Origin of the sequence: Bradyrhizobium sp. sBnM-33, from assembly GCF_032917945.1 — a bacterium.
Lineage (GTDB): Bacteria > Pseudomonadota > Alphaproteobacteria > Rhizobiales > Xanthobacteraceae > Bradyrhizobium.
This window is the reverse complement of the sequence record NZ_CP136624.1, coordinates 7,010,129-7,028,163: the sequence shown is the minus strand read 5'-3', so window position 1 is coordinate 7,028,163 and position 18,035 is coordinate 7,010,129. Positions and strand designations below refer to the sequence as shown.

The window sequence follows — 18,035 nt, the reverse complement described above, 5'->3', positions numbered from 1 at the left end:
CGCTGAGAACCGGGGCCCTTAATCTTGTTTCCGTGCTCGCTCAGGCAGCGGTGGAGGCCTTCTCCTGCTGCTTGGCGGCGGCGGCAGCCGCCTCGTCGCGGCGGATTTCCGAAAGCTTCTTCTGGACCTGTTCGGAGAAGATGTACTGCGCCGGGCGCTGCTTGGAGAGATCGATCTCGGGCGCCATCGGACCCGAGGTGCGGACGCCGCGCAGCGCGACCCACATCGCCTTGAACGGATTGGTCAGCGCGGCGCTGGCAGCGGTCGGCTCATAGCCGCAATGCGCCATGCAGTCGGCGCACTTCTCGTAACGGCCGGTGCCGTATGAATCCCAGTCCGTGGTCTCCATCAGCTCCTTGAAGGTCTTGGTATAACCTTCGCCGAGCAGGTAGCAGGGCTTCTGCCAGCCGAAGATGTTGCGCGCCGGCATGCCCCAGGGCGTGCATTCGTAGGACTGGTTGCCGGCCAGGAAGTCGAGGAACAGGCCGGAATGCATAAAATTCCACTTCTTGCCTTTGCCGAGCGCAAAGACGTCGCGGAACAGTTTTTTGGTCTTGGTGCGGTTGAGGAAGTGCTCCTGGTCCGGGGCGCGCTCATAGGCGTAGCCCGGTGACATCGAGACGCCGACACCGAGTTCGGTGGTGAAGTCGAGGAATTTTGCGATCTCTTCCGCCGGATGACCGTCGAAGATCGTGGCGTTGACGTTGACGGTGAAGCCGCGTGCCTTCGCAGCCTTGATCGCGGAAACCGCGCGGTCGAACACGCCCTTCTGCGACACCGCCTTGTCGTGGTGCTCCTTGAGGCCGTCGAGATGCACCGAGAAGAACAAGTACGGCGAGGGCTCGAACAGATCGAGCTTCTTTTCCAGAAGCAGTGCGTTGGTGCAGAGCGAGACGAATTTCTTGCGCGCCACGAGGCCGCGCACGATCTCGCCGATCTCCTTGTGGATCAGCGGCTCGCCTCCGGGAATCGCCACCATCGGTGCGCCGCATTCATCAGCGGCGTCCCAGCATTCCTGCGCAGTCATGCGGCGGTTGAGGATCGCATCGGGATAGTCGATCTTGCCGCAGCCGACGCAGGCGAGGTTGCAGCGGAACAACGGCTCCAGCATCAGCACGAGCGGATAGCGCTTTCGGCCAAGCAGCTTCTGCTTCATCAGATAGGCGCCGATACGCATTTCCTTGAAGAACGGTATTGCCATTTTGGAGATTTTCTTTCTGGACCTGTAAGTCTTGAAGTGGATCAACCCGCAGTCAGTTCGGCCGGAAGCCGGAACTCGATATTTTCTTCCCGGCCAGGCAGCACCGAGACCGTGACAGGTCCGATACGCCTCAAAGCCTCGATCACGTCGTCGACCAAAACTTCGGGCGCCGATGCGCCCGCTGTGATGCCGACAGCCTTTGCGTCCTTCAGCCAATCAGGGTTCAGCTCGCTCCCGTCGGCAATGAGATAACTCGCGACGCCGACCTCGGTGCCGATTTCGCGAAGCCTGTTTGAGTTGGAACTATTGGCAGCCCCCACCACCAAGATGACGTCCACCAGCTTACTCAGGTCCCTTACCGCAGATTGGCGGTTCTGTGTCGCATAGCAGATATCCCGGATGTCGGGGCCTTGAATATCTGTAAATTTGGCCTGAAGGGCGGCGATTATGTCCTTTGTGTCGTCCACGCTGAGGGTGGTCTGGGTGATATAGGCCACAGGGGCGTCGGTCGGCAGCGTCAGGGCCGCCACGTCGTCGACGTTCTGGACCAGGAGAACCGGGCCCGGAACCTGGCCCATGGTGCCCTCGACCTCGGGATGGCCGGCATGGCCGATCAGGACCAGGGTCCGGCCCTTGGACATATACCGTTTACCCTGATTATGGACCTTGGTGACCAGCGGGCAGGTGGCATTGAGGACCGGCAGACCGCGGGCAGCGGCCTCTTCCTCGACCGTACGGGCCACGCCATGGGCGCTGAAGACGGTTACCGCGAGCGGCGGCACCTCCGACAGATCCTCGACGAAGATCGCGCCTTTGGCCTTCAGGCTCTCGACCACGTATTTGTTGTGCACGATCTCGTGCCGGACATAGACCGGCGGGCCGTATTTCTCGAGCGCGCGCTCAACGATTTCGATGGCACGCACGACACCCGCACAAAATCCGCGGGGCTGCGCTAGATACACTTCCATGGGATGTCCATTACGCAAGTTGCAAGAGGTACTGATTTCGCAAATTCATCCGAAGGTCTCCGTGCAGCCGGTCACATCCGGATTTGCAATATCCGCACCACGACCGGAACCCGTAGGTAATCCCCATCCAATTAGATGGAAGCGCAGGACTATGTGTCAAAAATCGTGCAGATAGAAAAGGCGGATCGCGCTATGGTTACCGCGTGTTAGGTATTTAGATACCAATAAATGCATTGCGCGGCCGTTCGTTCCTCACCGGTTCGCCACTTTATCGCCCCCTCGGACCGGCTATACCGGCGCCCGAACGCCCGTTCCGGTCTGTTGTGGTGGCTTCGCTTGAACCCTCGGGGAAGCAGCCAAAACAACATTAGATCGGCTGTGGGAACTCCGCTAGACAGCGGGGCGTTTTCGCCCAGCTCTCCTTTAGATTTAGAAAGAAACGAAGTGCTGACCAGTATTGTTGTCGCCGTCGTCAGAACCTGTACGCGGTTTGCCACTCTCGTCGTCATTGTCTCCCTGCTTCTGGCGGTCGGAGGGGCCTACTATGCCGCCCGGCATTTCGCCATCAACACCGACATCAATACGCTGATTTCGCCCGACCTCGACTGGCGCAAGCGCGACAATCAGTTCGAGCAGGCCTTCGACCGTGAAAAGCTGATTCTGGCTGTCGTCGAAGCGCCGACCCCGGAACTCGCCAGTGCCGCTTCCAAGGCGCTGGCCACGAAGCTGTCCGGCGACACCGAACATTTCGAATCGGTGCAGCCGCTGGGTTCCGGCGAGTTCTTCGAGAAGAACGGGTTGTTGTTCCTGCCGGTGGAAGAAGTCGGCAAGGTCGCCGGCCAGCTCGAAGCCGCAGCGCCCCTGATCGAGATCATGGCCGGCGATCCCTCGATCCGCGGGCTGACCGGCGCGCTGGAAACCGGGCTTGCCGGCGTCAAGCGCGGGCAGGTCAAGCTCGACAATACCGAGCGCCCGTTCAACCTGATCAGCCAGACGATCGAGGACATGCTGAGCAAGGGGACGGCGACGTTCTCCTGGCGCGAGCTCGTCAGCGACAAGCCTTTGACCGATGCCGACCGCCGCGCGTTCCTCGAATTCAAGCCGAAGCTCGATTACAATGCACTCGAACCCGGCAAGGACGCGACCGATGCGATCCGGCGGGCCGCGACCGAGCTCAACTTCCCCAGCCAGTACAGCGCCCGCGTCCGGCTGACCGGCCCGGTTCCGATCGCCAACGAGGAATATTCGACCGTGCAGGACGGCGCGATCGTCAACGGCGTCGCAACGGTGCTTATTGTTCTCGTCATTCTCTGGATGGCGCTGCACTCTGCGAAGATCATTTTTGCGGTGTTCGTGAACCTGTTCATCGGCCTGGCGCTGACGACCGCAGTCGGCCTGATGATGGTGGGATCGCTGAACCTGCTGTCGATCGCCTTTGCCGTGCTGTTCGTCGGCCTCGGCGTCGATTTCGGCATTCAATTCAGCGTCCGCTACCGTTCCGAGCGTTTCAAGAACGAAGATCTGGCTCTGGCGCTGGAGAGCGCGGCCCGACGTTCGGCCGTGCCGCTGTCGCTTGCCGCGATGGCGACCGCTGCCGGCTTTCTTTGTTTCCTGCCGACCGACTACAAGGGCATTTCCGAACTCGGCAAGATTGCCGGCGCCGGCATGCTGATCGCGTTCATCTCGAGCATCACGGTGCTGCCAGCCATGCTGAAGCTGCTTCACCCGCCCGGAGAAAGCGAGCCTGTCGGTTACGCATTTCTGGCGCCGGTCGACGCGTTCCTCGAACGGCACCGCGTCATCATCGTCGCCGGAACGCTGCTGCTCGTGGTGGCCGGCCTGCCGTTGCTCTACTTCATGAAGTTCGACTTCAACCCGATCAACCTGCGCAATCCGAAGGCCGAATCGATCGCGACCTTCCTCGACCTGCGCAAGGATCCCAACACCGGCGCCAACGCCATCAACGTGCTGACCAATTCCGAAGCCGAGGCCAAGAAGATCGAGGCGCGGCTGGAGAAGTTGCCGGAAGTTCTTCGCGTGATGTCGATCGACAGCTTCGTGCCCGAAGACCAGCCAGCCAAGCTCCAGTTGATCGCAAAGGCAGCGAAGGTCGTCGGTCCCGCGCTCAATCCCGACTCGGTCGACGCCGCGCCCACCGATGAGGAGAATGTGGAGGCGCTGAAGAGTTCGGTCGACAGCTTGCGCAGGGCCGCGGGCGACGGCAAGGGGCCGGGGGCGGTTGCCTCGCGAAGGTTGGCGGACGCGCTGTCGAAGCTTGCCGGAAGCGACCAGGCGACGCGCGACAAGGCCCAGAATATCTTCGTCGCCCCGCTCAAGATCGTGTTCGAGCAGCTCAGGAACACGATGCAGGCTGGGCCGGTGACGCTGAAGACGCTGCCGCCGGAACTGTTGAATAGCTGGAAGTCCAAGGACGGGCTGATCCGCGTTGAGGCGCTGCCGAAAGGCGATCCCAACGACAACGACAATTTGCGCCGTTTTGCCGATGCGGTTCTGGCCGCCGAGCCGAACGCGATCGGCGGACCGGTGTCGATCCTCAAATCCGGCGACACCATTGTGAGGGCATTCATTCACGCCGGCATCTGGGCGCTGCTGGTGATCAGCCTGTTGCTGTGGCTGACGCTGCGGCGGGTCACTGACGTGCTGATGACGATGGTGCCACTGTTGGTGGCGGGCGCGGTGACGCTGGAGCTCTGCGTGCTGATCGAACTGCCACTCAACTTCGCCAACATCGTAGCATTGCCGCTGCTGCTCGGCGTCGGCGTCGCCTTCAAGATCTATTACGTCGTGGCCTGGCGCGAGGGCAGAAATAACCTGCTGCAGTCGAGCCTGACGCGTGCGATCTTTTTCTCGGCGCTGACGACCGCGACTGCGTTCGGGAGCTTGTGGCTATCTAGTCATCCCGGCACCGCCAGCATGGGAAAACTGCTGGCGCTTTCGTTCGTGATCACGCTTGCTGCCGTGCTGTTGTTCCAGCCCGCACTAATGGGCAAACCGCGCGATGTCGGGCAGTAGGCAGATATCGCCGATATCGCCGGGCTGGGCGGCCGCCTGTTTCTGACCCGCCGCGGCCTTCGGCGCGGGCGCAGGATTTACCGCACCCGTGGTCTTCGGCGGCGCCGGCGGGGCGGCTGGCGCCGCGGTCTTGGGCGATGCGCCGGGTGCACCCTTCGGTGTGCCCTTGGCCATGCTGTTGGTGGGGCTTGAAGGGATCGGCGGACCGACACGGGTCCAGGTCTCGCCGCCGCAGAGGAAGCCGAGCACGCAGCCTTGAATCTCAAGCTGGTCGGTCCCAACCGGCTTGATGGTCGCGCTGTAGGTTTGTCCGTCCTTGGCGTTATAGACCTCACCTTCCCACGCATTGACGCCGGGCTTCTTCTTCATGTCGATCAGGATCGGCATGCCCAAAGTCGGCCTCTTCTGCTTTGAGGCATCCGGATTGTTCTTGTCCTTGCCGCCCGGCATCTTTTCCCAGGCAACGACGCCCCACATGTTGCCGTTGCATTGGGCGACACGAATGTTGGCAACACCATCGGCCACTTTCCAGTCACCGGTGGGATCGGCGGCCAGCGCCGCATTAAGACCTGTGGCTAAAAAGATTCCCGTATAAACTATTGTGCGCGCGATAGGTCTTGGGCAGTGCAACATGGTTCGAACCTGTGTTTAAGTAGATGATCCAAGCGGGGTCAAAACGCCGCATTGAGTGTTTTCAGTTGACGAAACATCCATCAACCGACGTATGTAGCCAATGCCAGATTCATCTCTAGACGTTTTCGGGCTGTTTGTAGAGCGGCAGGCGCAGCGCAGTTCCATGCATGCGCGCCATCTGAACGAGCAGCTCGTCCGGGTGCTGAAGACCATCGGCTACGATGTGGGCTTTCAGAAGGGTCAAGGTCAATACCTGTTCGATCGTGATGGGGCCCGCTATCTCGATCTACTCAGCGGATTTGGCGTTTTTGCGATTGGCCGCAATCATCCGGCGCTGCGTCTGGCGCTGAAAAGCGTGCTCGACAGCGATTTTCCCAATCTGGTGCAGCTCGACGTCTCGACGCTCGCGGGCGTACTGGCGGAACGCCTGCTCGAACATGTTCCGTATCTGGACAAGGTGTTCTTTGCCAATTCCGGCGCCGAGACCGTCGAGGCCGCAATCAAGTTCGCGCGCGGTGCGACCGGCCGTCCCGGCATCGTCTCCTGCTCGCATTCCTTCCACGGCCTATCCTACGGCGCGCTGTCGCTGATGGACGATGCGAACTTCAGAAGCGGCTTCGAGCCGCTGCTGCCGGGATGCACGCAGATACATTTCAACGATCTCGCCGCGCTCGAGCAGGCACTGTCCTCGCGCCAGGTCGCGGCCTTCATCGTCGAGCCGATCCAGGGCAAGGGCGTCAACATGCCCACGGACGAATTTTTGCCGGGCGCTGCCGCGCTGTGCAAAAAATACGGCACGATCTTCATTGCCGACGAAATCCAGACCGGTATCGGCCGCACCGGAAAATTCCTCGCGGTCGAGCACTGGAATGTCGAGCCCGACATGGTGCTGCTGGCGAAGGCGCTGTCGGGCGGTCACGTGCCAGTCGGCGCGCTGCTGACCCGCAAGTCCATCTTCGACAAGATATTCAACCAGATGGATCGCGCGGTCGTGCATGGCTCGACGTTTGCGAAGAACGATATGGCGATGGCCGCCGGCATCGCCACTCTCGATGTGATCAAGCAGGAGAAACTTGTCGAGCAGGCCGCCAAGCGCGGCGCCGAGCTTCGCCTTGCGCTGACCCGCATGGTGCCCGGCTATGAATTGCTGAAGGAAGTGCGCGGCAAGGGATTGATGATCGGCATCGAGTTCGGCCCGCCGAAATCGCTGAAGCTGAAGGCTTCCTGGAATCTGCTGGAGACCGCAAATAAAGGCCTGTTCTGTCAGCTCATCACCGTACCGCTATTCAAGGATCACAAGATCCTGACGCAGGTCTCCGGCCACGGCAGCCACACCATCAAGCTGCTGCCGCCGCTGGTGATCACGGAAGAAGATTGCACCTGGATCGAAAAATCGTTCGACGACGTCATTGCCGCCAGCCACAAGGTTCCCGGCGCGATCTGGTCGCTCGGCAAGACGCTGGTCGACAACGCGGTCAGGAAGTCGGCGTAACCATAGGCCTGGTAGCCCGGATGAAGCGAAGCGCAATCCGGGGCTGCTTCATTGGCCGATGATTGTCCCGGATTACGCTGCGCTTCATCCGGGCTGCAATCGATCGAAAACGCATCCATCTGGAGGCGAGCATGAGCAACATCACCGGCGGCTGTCACTGTGGCGCCATCCGTTATGAGATCGCGGGGAAGCCTCTCGTTCATGCGTTGTGCCATTGCGCAGATTGTCGCCGTCATGCCGGCGCGCCGATGGTTGGGTGGACGATGTACGCGGAGGACGCGCTCAAGGTAACGAAGGGAACGCCCAAGATCTACGAATCATCGGAACATGGCCGGCGACAGTTTTGCGCGAACTGTGGCACCGGTCTCTTCTACACCAATGCCAATGTGCTGCCCGGGATCGTCGATATCCAGAGCGCGACCTACGACGATCCCGACGCCGTGCCAGCCATGGTGCATATCCAGGTCGCAGAGCGCCTTCGCTGGATGGAGCGCGTGCACGAACTGCCCACCTTCGATCGCTATCCACCGCCGCCATAGCGGCCGCGGCAAGCCGGGACAGCCTTACTGTGTTATAATCCGCTCATGGTGAGCAGCGCCAACGTCCGCGCGCAGCGCGGTCCAATGACAGGCTCCGCGCATCTCCGGACGATGCTTCGCATCGGCGGGAGAAACATTACATCCTTCGAGACGCGCTTCGCGCTCCCCAGGATGAGGGGTTCTGAGCAGCAATGAAGCAGTAGAAACAGGCCCTCCTGCAATAAAAAGGCCCCGGATGTTCCGGGGCTTGTTGTCGTTGAAAATATCGTCGGCCTATTCCGGCTTGCCGATACTCACCTTCAGCGTGCCGACGCCGTCGACGCCGCACTCGATCTTGTCGCCGGGATTGAGCTGCGAGACTCCGGCCGGCGTGCCGGTCATGATGATGTCGCCGGCGGCGAGCTTCACCTGCTGCGAGAGCTGCCAGATGATTTCGGGCACGCTCCAGATCAGTTCGGTGAGGTCGCCCTTCTGCGTTTCCTTGCCGTTGACCGTCAGCCAAATCTTGCCCTTGGCGGGATGGCCGATCTTGGATGCGGGCTGGATCGCGGAACAGGGCGCGGAATAGTCGAAGGACTTTCCGACTTCCCACGGCCGCTCCTTCTTGCGCGAGGCGATCTGCAGGTCGCGGCGGGTGAGGTCGATGCCGACCGCGTAGCCGTAGACATGGGCGAGCGCCTTGTCGGCCGGGATATTGAGGCCACTGCTCTTCATCGCGACGACCAGTTCGACCTCGTGATGCAGGTCCTTGGTCAGGGGCGGATAGGGGATCGTGGCGCCGTCGGACACCAGCATGTCAGCATGCTTGGCGAAGAAGAACGGCGGCGCGCGCTCGTCATTGCCCATCTCTCTGATGTGCTCGAGATAGTTGCGCCCGACGCACCAGATGCGGCGGACCGGATAGGAGCCGGTCTCGCCGACGACGGGAAGCGCGGGCTGCGGGGCTGCTGATATGACGTAGGAGGCTGCGGTCATGAAAAGGGTCTCGGGTTACGGTGGAAATCCGGAGTCTTCTAGTTGAGCATGATCTTTTCGGAAAACCGGTGCCCACTTTTCCGGATGATGCTCTAGCTTTTACGCGGTTGCGCTGACCGGCGCCAGACTGGGCGGACCGGCTTCACGCTGCTGCAGGCGGAAGAAGGAGGCATAGCGCCCGCCGCGACGCAGCAAATCGTCATGCTGGCCACGCTCGACGATCTCGCCGGCCTCGACCACCAGGATGGCATCGGCATGCATGATGGTGTGCAGGCGGTGGGCGATCACGATGGTGGTGCGGTTCTGGCAGAGATGCTCGATCGCCTCCTGCACGGCTTTCTCGGATTCGGAATCGAGCGCCGCGGTGGCCTCATCGAGCAGGATGATCGGCGCGTTCTTGATCAGCGCCCGAGCGACTGCGATGCGTTGGCGCTGGCCGCCGGAGAGCTGCGTGCCGTGCTCGCCGACCGGGGTGTCGTAACCGAGCGGAAAGCCCATGATGAAATCGTGCGCGCAGGCCGCTTTCGCCGCCGCCACGATCTCGTCCTGGCTGGCGCCTTCCTTGCCGAAGGCGATGTTGGCGCCGATCGTGTCGCGGAACAGGTAGACGTCCTGCCCGACATAGGCGGTCTGCCGCCGCAGCGATTGTCGCGATACACCGGAGATCGCCTGGCCATCGATCAGGATTTCGCCGCTGTCGACCTCATAGAGCCTCAGCAACAGCGCCAGCACGGTGGACTTGCCGCCGCCGGAAGGGCCGACCAGCGCGGTCGTCTTGCCGGGTTCGGCGACGAAGCTCACGCGTCGCAGCACCGGCTCATTCGGCCGGTAGGAGAAGGTGACATCGCGAAACTCGACGCGCGCATCGGAGAGTTTCAGCGCCGGCTTGTCGTTGTCGGGCGGCTCGCTCGCCGGGCTGTCGACGATCTCCAGAAGCATCCTGGCGCCGACGAGCTTGCTGTTGAGGTCGATGTTGAGCCGCGACAGCCGCTTGGCGGGTTCGGTAGCCAGCAAAAACGCCGTCATGAAGGAAAAGAACTGGCCGGGTGTGGCGCCGAGCGCAACCACGCTGTAGCCGCCATAGAGCAGGCAACCGGCCACCGCGAAGCCGCCGAGCATTTCCATCAGCGGATTGGCGCGATTGGACACCCGCGCCATTTTGTTGGAGTTACGCTCGACGATCGCGATGTTCTCGTCGATCTGCCGCTGCATGGCTTGTTCCAGCGTGAACGCCTTCACCGTGCGGATGCCCTGCAGCGCTTCCTGCATGGTCTCCATGATGTCGGCGCTGCCGGTGAACTGGTGGTGCGCGAGGCCCTTGATGCGCTTCACCAGCTTGCGCAGGAACAACATCGCCGGCGGCACCACCAGAAGGCCGATCAGCGACAGGATCGGATCCTGCGCGACCATCACGGCGACCAGCGAAATCAGCAACAGTACGTCACGTCCGACCGCGTTGATCAGAAGCTCCATCACCTCGGTGATCGAGCGCGCGCCCGATGTCAGCCGCGCCAGGAATTCGGACGAATGCCGCTCGGAATAGAATCCGATGCTTTCGTTCATCAGCTTGGCGAACAGCCGCCGCTGGTTGTTGGCGAGGATGGCGTTGCCAATCTTCGACAGGATCACGGAATGGCCGTAGGTCGCCACGCCCTTGATGAACAGCAGGATCACCGTGACGCCCGACAGCAGCGCGATGCCGAGTACGTTCTTGTCGACATAGGCCTGGTTGATTACCTGGCCGAGGATGTAGGCCGAGCCGGCGGTAGCTCCAGCCGCGAGGCCCATCAGCGCGAATGCCAGCAAATAGCGCCGCCAGTAGACGACCCCCTGTTCCATGACGAGGCGGCGAATCAGGATCGCCGCGCCATAGGGATCGTCGGTGATTTTTCTTGTCGGTTTGCTTGGAAGTTCGGTCATTCGCGTTCCATTGACGGCGCCTGGATAGCCCGGCGCGTCAGGGCTGCTGCGATGCCTCCTTGCCTGCTTAGAGGGGCTTTTTCAAGCCAAATAAGCGCTTGATTTCAAGCCGAGTCCGCGTGCTGCGGAAGGCCGCCGCGTTCGCTGAACTGTTTCTTTTCCCAGGTCAGCGCGTGGCCGGCGATGGTTTCGAGATTGTCGTATTGCGGCGTCCAATCCAGCACGGAACGGATGCGGCTGGTATTGGCGACCATGGCCATAATGTCGCCGGGCCGGCGCGGCGCATATTGAACCGCGAAATTGCGCATCGAGACGCGGCGCACGCCCTCGATGGTTTCCAGCACCGAGTAGCCGCGGCCGTAGCCGCAGTTCAGCGTGATCGAGCTTCCGCCGCCTCGCAGGTACGACAGCGCGGCGCGATGAGCTTCCGCGAGATCGCTGACATGGATGAAATCGCGGATGCAGCTTCCATCCGGCGTCGGATAGTCGGTTCCGTACACGTCGACCTTGGCGCGCTGCCCGGTGGCGGCTTCAACGGCAATCTTGAGCAGATGAGTCGCGCCGATGGTCGACAGGCCGCAGCGGCCGTTCGGGTCGGCGCCGGCGACATTGAAATAGCGCAGCACGACGTACTTCATATCGTGCGCGCTGGCGACGTCATGCAGCATAATTTCGGTCATCAGCTTTGAGGAGCCGTAAGGCGACATCGGTCGCGTCGGCGCGTGTTCCGGCACCGGCACCTGGTCCGGATTGCCGTAGACGGCAGCCGTCGATGAAAAGAGGAAGCGGCTGACGCCGCCCTTCACCGCTGAATTCAAGAGGCTGCGGGTCGTCATGGTGTTGTTGCGGTAATAGCCGAGCGGATCGCGCATCGAATCCGGCACCACAACGGAGCCCGCGAAATGAATGATGCTCTCGACGCGGTGCTGGGCGATCACGCTCTCGACGAGGTTTTCGTCGCCGGCGTCGCCGATGAACAGCGGCACGGGGCGGGGCAAAAGTGAGGAAAATCCCGTGGACAGGTTGTCGATCACGACAACACTTTCGCCGGCATCAACCAGCGCATGAACCGTATGACTTCCGATATAGCCGGCGCCACCGGTGACGAGCACGGTCATAGGCCACCTCTCCCGATTTGTTAGGAACGATGCTAACGGGGCTGCGGTGAAGAGTGGGTTTCGGCGCCGGCGAACTGGCCACTATGCTTAATGTTGCGTATAGGAACTGGCCGAAACGGAGCCGGACGTGCCGATCGAGAACAACTTGGCCAGTGATCTGCAACTGATCGTGCCGAATCTGCACAGGCGCTATTCGGGCGTCACGGCGACCAACCGGATGGTGGCGCCAAAACTTGCGCAGATGTATCGGGCGGCATGGCTCGGACCGCACGCGCCCGACGGCATCGCGCGGATGGGTTTTGCGGATCTTTTGAAATTAAGGCGGCACCGCTCGCCGCTGATCTGGCACGCGCGACGCAACGACGAGATGATCGTCGGCGTCTTGCTGCGTTCGCTCAGCTGGCCGCTGAAGCTGGTCTTCACGTCGGCGGCGCAGCGACATCACACCTGGCTGACGCGCTGGCTGATCCGGCAGATGGATGCTGTGATCGCAACATCCGAACTGTCGGCCTCGTTCCTCAAGCGCAACGCAACGGTCGTGATGCACGGCGTCGATACGATGCGCTATGCGCCGCCGGCCGACCGCGCATCGGCGTTTGCCGAAGCGAAACTGCCCGGACGCTACGCTATCGGTTGCTTCGGCCGCGTGCGCGCGCAAAAAGGCACGGATGTCTTTGTCGAGGCGATGTGCCGGCTGTTGCCGCGCTATCCCGATTTCACCGCTGTCATCGTCGGCGCGGTCGTGCCGGAGCAGCAGGGTTTTGCCGACGGCTTGAAACGGCAGATCGAGGCGGCCGGGCTGCAATCGCGCATCGTCATCACGGGCGAGCTCGAAATCGAGGAAGTGCAGCGCTGGTATCAGCGGCTGACAATCTACGCCTTCACCTCGCGCAATGAAGGCTTTGGCCTGACGCTGATCGAGGCGATGGCGGCAGGCGCGGCGCTGGTGGCGGCGCGGGCAGGCGCAGCGGAGTTCGTGGTCGAGGACGGCGTGACGGGCATGCTGACGCCGCCGGGAGATACTGAGGCGCTCGTTGCTGCATTGGAGCCGCTAATGCGCGATCCGGCGACGGCTGTCGCGATGGGCGAGCGGGCGCGTGCGCGCGTGCTGGAGAAATTCAGCCTCGACGCCGAGGCGAACGCGATTGCCGCCGTTTACCGCACGCTCGGCTGAGTCACCAGCAGGCGATGTGCGAGGTCGGCCACGTAGGGGGCTTCGATGTCGCGCATGCACCGATGGTCGTTCATGGTGCAGACGGTGCGCTGGCACGGCTGGCAGGCGAGCTCCGTCTTGGTCTGAACGACGGTTGCCGCGAGACCGTTCAACGGCGCCCAGAGATAGGGGCTGGTGGGACCGAAAATGCCCATAGTCGGCGTGCCGATCGCTGCCGCGATGTGCATCAGGCCGGAATCGTTCGATATGGCGACGCCGGCCGCTGCCATCGCCAGAATGCCGTTGCGCAGGTCGGTGCCGGTGAGGTCGCGGACTTTGCCGCCGCCGGCGGTGACGATGTCCTGCGCCAGCCCCTTCTCTCCGGGACCACCGACCACCCAGACGTCGAGCCCGCGCTCGACCAACAGCCGCGCGACTTGCGGATAATAGGTCCATCGCTTCGACGCACCGACCGAGCCGGGCGCCAGCGCCACCGCAGGTCCTGTGCCGAGGCTATTGGCCTGGCGCCAGCGGGCGGTTTCCTCCGGCGGAACGACGAGTTGCGGCACCGGCCATTCCGGCGGCAGCGGAGCGCCGTCAGGCAACGCCAGCGCGGCATTCTTGTCGATGAAGCGGGGCAGGGCCTTTTCGCCCCAGCGCATCCGGTTGATCAGCCCAAATCTCGCCTCGCCGAAAAAGCCGACGCGCTCGGGGATTCCCGCCAGCGCTGGCGCAATCGCCGCCTTCCAGGTGCGGGGCAGGACGAGGGCGGTTCCATAGCCACGGGCGCGCAGTTCGGCGGCCAGGCCCCTCTGCTTGGCCAAAGCAAGCCGGCTGCGGGGGAGGTCCCAGATAAATCCGGCACGGACGCCCGGCATATAGTCGACCAGCGGGGCGCAGAGGGAGGTGACGAGCAAGTCCACCGGGCGGTTCGGCCAGCGCTGCCTCAATACCCGCACCACAGTATGGCCGCGGACGAAGTCGCCAATCCACATATAGGGAACAATCAGAATAGGCCTGGTGTCGGCGCTATCTTCCATTTCGATCGCATTTGGTGAATTGAAATTCATATCTTGGCTGTTTCACCGCTAAGCAATTGCCGGCCCGTCGGTAACCGCTCTGAAGCGACACGTAAAGCCGGTCGATTCGATCCTTATGCGCCGAAGGAGCAAAGTTGCCTGCCGCGCGGGAGTGAGGCAAAGCTTTCGCCCGAACAATCATGGCAGGGGATGGCATGTTGCTGGTGACCGGGGGCGCCGGTTTTATCGGGTCGAACGTCGTGGCTGCGTTGAATGACGCCGGCCGGGACGTCGCCGTGTGCGACGTGCTCGGCCACGACGGCAAATGGCGCAATCTGGCCAAACGCCGGCTAGCCGATTTCGTACCGCCGTCGGAACTGATGGACTGGCTGAAGGGTCGCCGGCTGGAAGCCGTCATCCATCTCGGCGCCATCTCCGAGACCACGGCAACCGACGGCGACCTGGTGATCGAGACCAATTTCCGCCTGTCGATGCGGTTGCTCGACTGGTGCACGGCCAATGCCACGCCGCTGATCTACGCGTCCTCGGCCGCGACCTATGGCGACGGCGAGCAGGGGTTTGGCGACGACCAATCAATGGACGCGCTGAAGCGGCTGCGGCCGATGAACCTCTATGGCTGGAGCAAACATTTGTTCGACATGGTGGTCGCCGAACGCTCAGCGCGCGGCGAACGGTTGCCGCCGCAATGGGCGGGATTGAAGTTCTTCAACGTGTTCGGCCCCAACGAATATCACAAGGGCACGATGATGAGCGTGCTGGCGCGGCGCTTCGACGACATCAAGGCCGGCCGTCCGGTGCAATTGTTCAAGTCGCATCGGGAAGGGATCGCCGACGGGGACCAGCGGCGCGACTTCATCTATGTCGACGACGTCGTGCGCGTCACGATGTGGCTGCTCTCGACGCCATCGGTCAGCGGCATCTTCAACGTCGGAACCGGCACTGCGCGCAGCTTTCGCGATCTGATGCTGTCAGCCTATGCCGCGCTCGGCGTTACACCGAACATCCAGTATATCGATATGCCCGAAGCGATCCGCGGCAGCTATCAATACTTCACCCAGAGCGAAGTCGATCGGCTGCTGAACGTCGGGTATAATGGCGGCTTCACTGCGCTCGAAGACGCGGTCGAGACCTACGTGAAGGTTTTTCTCGATCGTCCCGATCGCTTTCGCTGATGGGCACCAGGTAGACGGATGTTCGATTTTGAAGCCCTGAGCCAGGCGATCCCAAATCAGACCGTGCTCTGCGTCGGCGATCTCATGCTCGACGAGTTCGTCTATGGGGACGTATCCCGTGTTTCGCCGGAAGCACCGGCGCCCGTCATCGCGGTCCAGCGTAGCGAGACCAATGTCGGCGGTGCTGGCAACGTCGCCCGCAACATTGCCTCGCTCGGCGCGCGCTGCATCTTTGCAGGTCTTGTCGGCGAGGACGAGGCAGGCGCGAAACTGAAGGCCGATCTGGCGCGGGAGAGCCTGGTCGAGGCCGTGCTGGTATCAGATCCTTCCCGCCCGACCACGCGCAAGGTGCGCTTCGTCTCCGAACATTTTTCTACGCATATGCTGCGCGCGGATTGGGAGCAGGCCGTGCCGGCCTCGACGGATGTCGAGCAGCGGCTGATCGATGCAATTCTGCCGCTTGTGCCGCGCGCCGATATCGTTCTGCTGTCCGACTATGCCAAGGGCGTGCTGACAGCGCGCGTCATCCGCAACATTATCGACGCCGCGAGAAAGCACGGCAAGCGCGTGATCGTCGATCCCAAGAGCGCCAATTTTGCGATCTATCGCGGCGCCACGCTGCTGACTCCCAACCGCAAGGAGTTTGCCGAAGCCACCCGCAGCCGCGCCGACACCGACCAGAACATTGCCGAGGCGGCGCAGGACGCAATGTATCTTGCCGACTGCGAGGCCATGCTGGTGACGCAAAGCGAGCACGGCATGACGCTGGTGGTGCGCGGCGGCGAAGCGATCCATGTGCCGGCGCTTCCCGTCAAGGTGCGCGACGTGTCGGGCGCGGGTGACACGGTTGTCGCGGTGCTGGCGCTGACGCTCGCGGCCCAGGCCGATTGGGAGACGGCGCTCAGGATGGCGAACGCCGCGGCCGCGGTCGCGGTCGGCAAAAAGGGCACTGCTACCGTCACGCCCGCGGAGCTGCGGCGGAAAATCCTGCCGCATGCATCGCTGGCGGCCGAAGAGAAGATCGTGCCGGCAGGCGGCGATCTCGCCGTGCATCTGGTGGAGTGGCGCAGGCAGGGGCTGCGCATCGGCTTCACCAATGGCTGCTTCGATATTTTGCATCCCGGTCACGTCAAGGTGCTGACGGCCGCGCGCGGCGCCTGCGACCGCCTGATCGTCGGCCTCAACAGCGATGCCTCGGTGAAACGATTGAAGGGCGAGGGACGCCCCGTGCAGGATGAGCGGGCGCGCGCCGAAGTGCTGGCAGCGCTGGAGGCGGTCGATCTCGTCGCGATCTTCGCCGAAGACACGCCGATCGACCTGATCACGCGGGTGAGGCCGAGCGTGCTGGTCAAGGGCGGCGATTACACCCGCGAGCAGGTCGTCGGCCACGAGATCGTCGAGGCTACCGGCGGCGAGGTCGTGCTCGTCGATATCCTGCCCGGCCACAGCACGACGTCGCTGGTCGGCCGCGCCCGGGGAGGCAAAGCGTGAGCGCAAACGCAGCTTCGTCGCCGATCGCCAAGGCGCTGCCTCTCTGGCGCGATCCTGCCGCATGGATGAAGGTGAGCGACGTCATAGCGGTTCTACTTGCGCTGTCGCTGCCATGGTCGACCTCGCTGGTCGGTATTTTCGGCGCTGCGCTTCTGGTCACGGTTGCGCCGACGGTTGAATTGAAGGGCTTTCTTGCCTCACTGAAGCGGCCGGTTTCCGCGCTGCCGATCGCGCTGTTTGTTCTGGCGCTTGTCGGAACCCTGTGGTCGGACGCCGTTTGGGGCGCGCGATTCTATGCTGTGGGGCCGGCCGCGAAGCTCCTGGTGCTTCCGGTCCTGCTCTATCATTTCGAGCGCTCGGCGCGCGGATCGTGGGTGTTTGTGGCGTTCCTCGTTTCGTGCACGCTCTTGATGCTGATGTCTTGGCTGGTGTTTCTCCGCCCTGAACTTTCGTTGCGGACCCCAGAGCTCGCCGCACGCGGCATCTTTGTCAAGAACTACATCGCTCAGAGCCAGGAATTCACATTGTGCGCGGTTGCGCTGGCCTATCCTGTCATCATGCTGCTGCGGGCAAAGCGGATTGCGCTGGCCGTGCTGCTCACCGCCATCGCCTTCGGTTTCTTCGTCAACATGGCGTTCCTGGTGGTGTCGCGCACGGCATTGGTCACGGTGCCGATCATGTTCGCGGTGTTTGCGCTGCTGTATCTGAGATGGCGCAGCATCGTCATCATCCTGTGCGTAGCGGCCGCGTTCGCCGCCGTTGCCTGGCAGAGCTCACCGGCGTTGCGCCGGACTGCCGAGACGTTTGTCCGGGACTACCAGCTCTACAAGGAACAAAACATTCCGACATCGATTGGGCTGCGGCTCGAGTTCTGGCGGAAGTCTCTCGGCTTCTTTGCCGAGGCACCGCTGATCGGCCACGGCACAGGCGCGACGCGAGGCCTGTTCGAGCGCGTCGCCACGCACGACTCATACCAGGCCAGCAGCGAGGTGATCGGAAATCCCCATAACCAGACGCTCAACGTCGCGGTGCAATGGGGCATTGTTGGTGTCGTCATACTGTACGCGATGTGGCTGTTGCACCTGCTCCTGTTCCGTGGCGACGGGCTTGCGAACTGGATCGGGCTTTTGGTCGTAGTGCAGAATATCTTCACCTCGCTGTTCAACTCCCACATCTTCGACTTCCATGAAGGCTGGATGTATGTGCTGGGTGTCGGAGTTGCCGGAGGCATGGCGCTGCGCGCCAGATCGGAGGCGGCGGAATCTTCCGGAACCGTCCGGCCATGATCGCTGGCATGCAC

14 protein-coding genes are annotated in these 18,035 nt (G+C 62.4%); 7 read left to right on the top strand and 7 right to left on the bottom strand.

Annotated elements, in window-relative coordinates; all coding sequences use genetic code 11:
* Positions 1-40: 40 nt before the first annotated feature.
* Complete coding sequence (hpnH, locus tag RX328_RS33140) at positions 41-1,201, bottom strand: adenosyl-hopene transferase HpnH (protein ID WP_213254810.1); 1,161 nt, start codon at positions 1,199-1,201, stop codon at positions 41-43.
* A 41-nt stretch (positions 1,202-1,242) separates the two neighbouring features.
* The gene (ispH, locus tag RX328_RS33135; RefSeq protein ID WP_213254812.1) at positions 1,243-2,169 is read right to left on the bottom strand and encodes a 4-hydroxy-3-methylbut-2-enyl diphosphate reductase; all 927 of its coding nucleotides are present in this window, start codon (positions 2,167-2,169) and stop codon (positions 1,243-1,245) included.
* 444 nt (positions 2,170-2,613) lie between these two features.
* Here ispH and RX328_RS33130 point away from each other — a divergent pair, with 444 nt between their 5' ends.
* Positions 2,614-5,202 (top strand): MMPL family transporter, encoded by a 2,589-nt coding sequence (locus tag RX328_RS33130; RefSeq protein WP_213254814.1) that lies wholly within the window; start codon positions 2,614-2,616, stop codon positions 5,200-5,202.
* On the opposite strand, the gene RX328_RS33125 is transcribed toward RX328_RS33130, so the two are convergent.
* The gene (locus RX328_RS33125; RefSeq protein WP_213254816.1) at positions 5,170-5,835 is read right to left on the bottom strand and encodes a DUF2147 domain-containing protein; all 666 of its coding nucleotides are present in this window, start codon (positions 5,833-5,835) and stop codon (positions 5,170-5,172) included. The two genes, RX328_RS33130 and RX328_RS33125, sit on opposite strands and share 33 nt — an antisense overlap.
* A gap of 100 nt (positions 5,836-5,935) precedes the next feature.
* On the opposite strand from RX328_RS33125, the gene hpnO reads away from it, so the two are divergent.
* Both hpnO and RX328_RS33115 read left to right on the top strand, forming a co-directional pair.
* Positions 5,936-7,327: an aminobacteriohopanetriol synthase HpnO gene (hpnO, locus tag RX328_RS33120; protein ID WP_213254825.1), complete on the top strand. Its 1,392-nt coding sequence runs from the start codon at positions 5,936-5,938 to the stop codon at positions 7,325-7,327.
* Between the two features lie 131 nt (positions 7,328-7,458).
* Positions 7,459-7,866, top strand: coding sequence for a GFA family protein (locus RX328_RS33115; protein ID WP_213254828.1), 408 nt, complete (start codon positions 7,459-7,461; stop codon positions 7,864-7,866).
* 273 nt (positions 7,867-8,139) lie between these two features.
* Here the strand turns inward: RX328_RS33115 and RX328_RS33110 are convergent, their stop codons facing one another.
* The 3 genes from RX328_RS33110 to galE form a co-directional block, all read right to left on the bottom strand.
* Positions 8,140-8,841, bottom strand: a complete 702-nt coding sequence (locus RX328_RS33110) for a fumarylacetoacetate hydrolase family protein (protein ID WP_213254830.1) — start codon at positions 8,839-8,841, stop codon at positions 8,140-8,142.
* 99 nt (positions 8,842-8,940) lie between these two features.
* On the bottom strand, positions 8,941-10,761 hold the full coding sequence (locus RX328_RS33105) for an ABC transporter ATP-binding protein (protein WP_213254832.1): 1,821 nt from the start codon (positions 10,759-10,761) through the stop codon (positions 8,941-8,943).
* 104 nt (positions 10,762-10,865) lie between these two features.
* On the bottom strand, positions 10,866-11,879 hold the full coding sequence (gene galE, locus RX328_RS33100; RefSeq protein WP_213254834.1) for a UDP-glucose 4-epimerase GalE: 1,014 nt from the start codon (positions 11,877-11,879) through the stop codon (positions 10,866-10,868).
* A 127-nt stretch (positions 11,880-12,006) separates the two neighbouring features.
* On the opposite strand from galE, the gene RX328_RS33095 reads away from it, so the two are divergent.
* The gene (locus RX328_RS33095) at positions 12,007-13,053 is read left to right on the top strand and encodes a glycosyltransferase family 4 protein (protein WP_213254836.1); all 1,047 of its coding nucleotides are present in this window, start codon (positions 12,007-12,009) and stop codon (positions 13,051-13,053) included.
* Here RX328_RS33095 and waaF read toward each other — a convergent pair.
* The gene (gene waaF / locus RX328_RS33090) at positions 13,035-14,102 is read right to left on the bottom strand and encodes a lipopolysaccharide heptosyltransferase II (RefSeq protein WP_213254838.1); all 1,068 of its coding nucleotides are present in this window, start codon (positions 14,100-14,102) and stop codon (positions 13,035-13,037) included. The two genes, RX328_RS33095 and waaF, sit on opposite strands and share 19 nt — an antisense overlap.
* Before the next feature lie 164 nt (positions 14,103-14,266).
* On the opposite strand from waaF, the gene rfaD reads away from it, so the two are divergent.
* The 3 genes from rfaD to RX328_RS33075 are packed head-to-tail and all read left to right on the top strand — an operon-like array spanning position 14,267 to position 18,021.
* On the top strand, positions 14,267-15,244 hold the full coding sequence (gene rfaD, locus RX328_RS33085; protein WP_213254840.1) for an ADP-glyceromanno-heptose 6-epimerase: 978 nt from the start codon (positions 14,267-14,269) through the stop codon (positions 15,242-15,244).
* An 18-nt stretch (positions 15,245-15,262) separates the two neighbouring features.
* On the top strand, positions 15,263-16,735 hold the full coding sequence (gene rfaE1, locus RX328_RS33080; protein ID WP_213254842.1) for a D-glycero-beta-D-manno-heptose-7-phosphate kinase: 1,473 nt from the start codon (positions 15,263-15,265) through the stop codon (positions 16,733-16,735).
* Entirely contained in the window at positions 16,732-18,021 is a 1,290-nt protein-coding gene (locus tag RX328_RS33075; protein ID WP_409410886.1) for an O-antigen ligase family protein, read from the top strand. The genes rfaE1 and RX328_RS33075 overlap by 4 nt, the downstream gene beginning before the upstream one ends.
* Positions 18,022-18,035 lie beyond the last annotated feature (14 nt).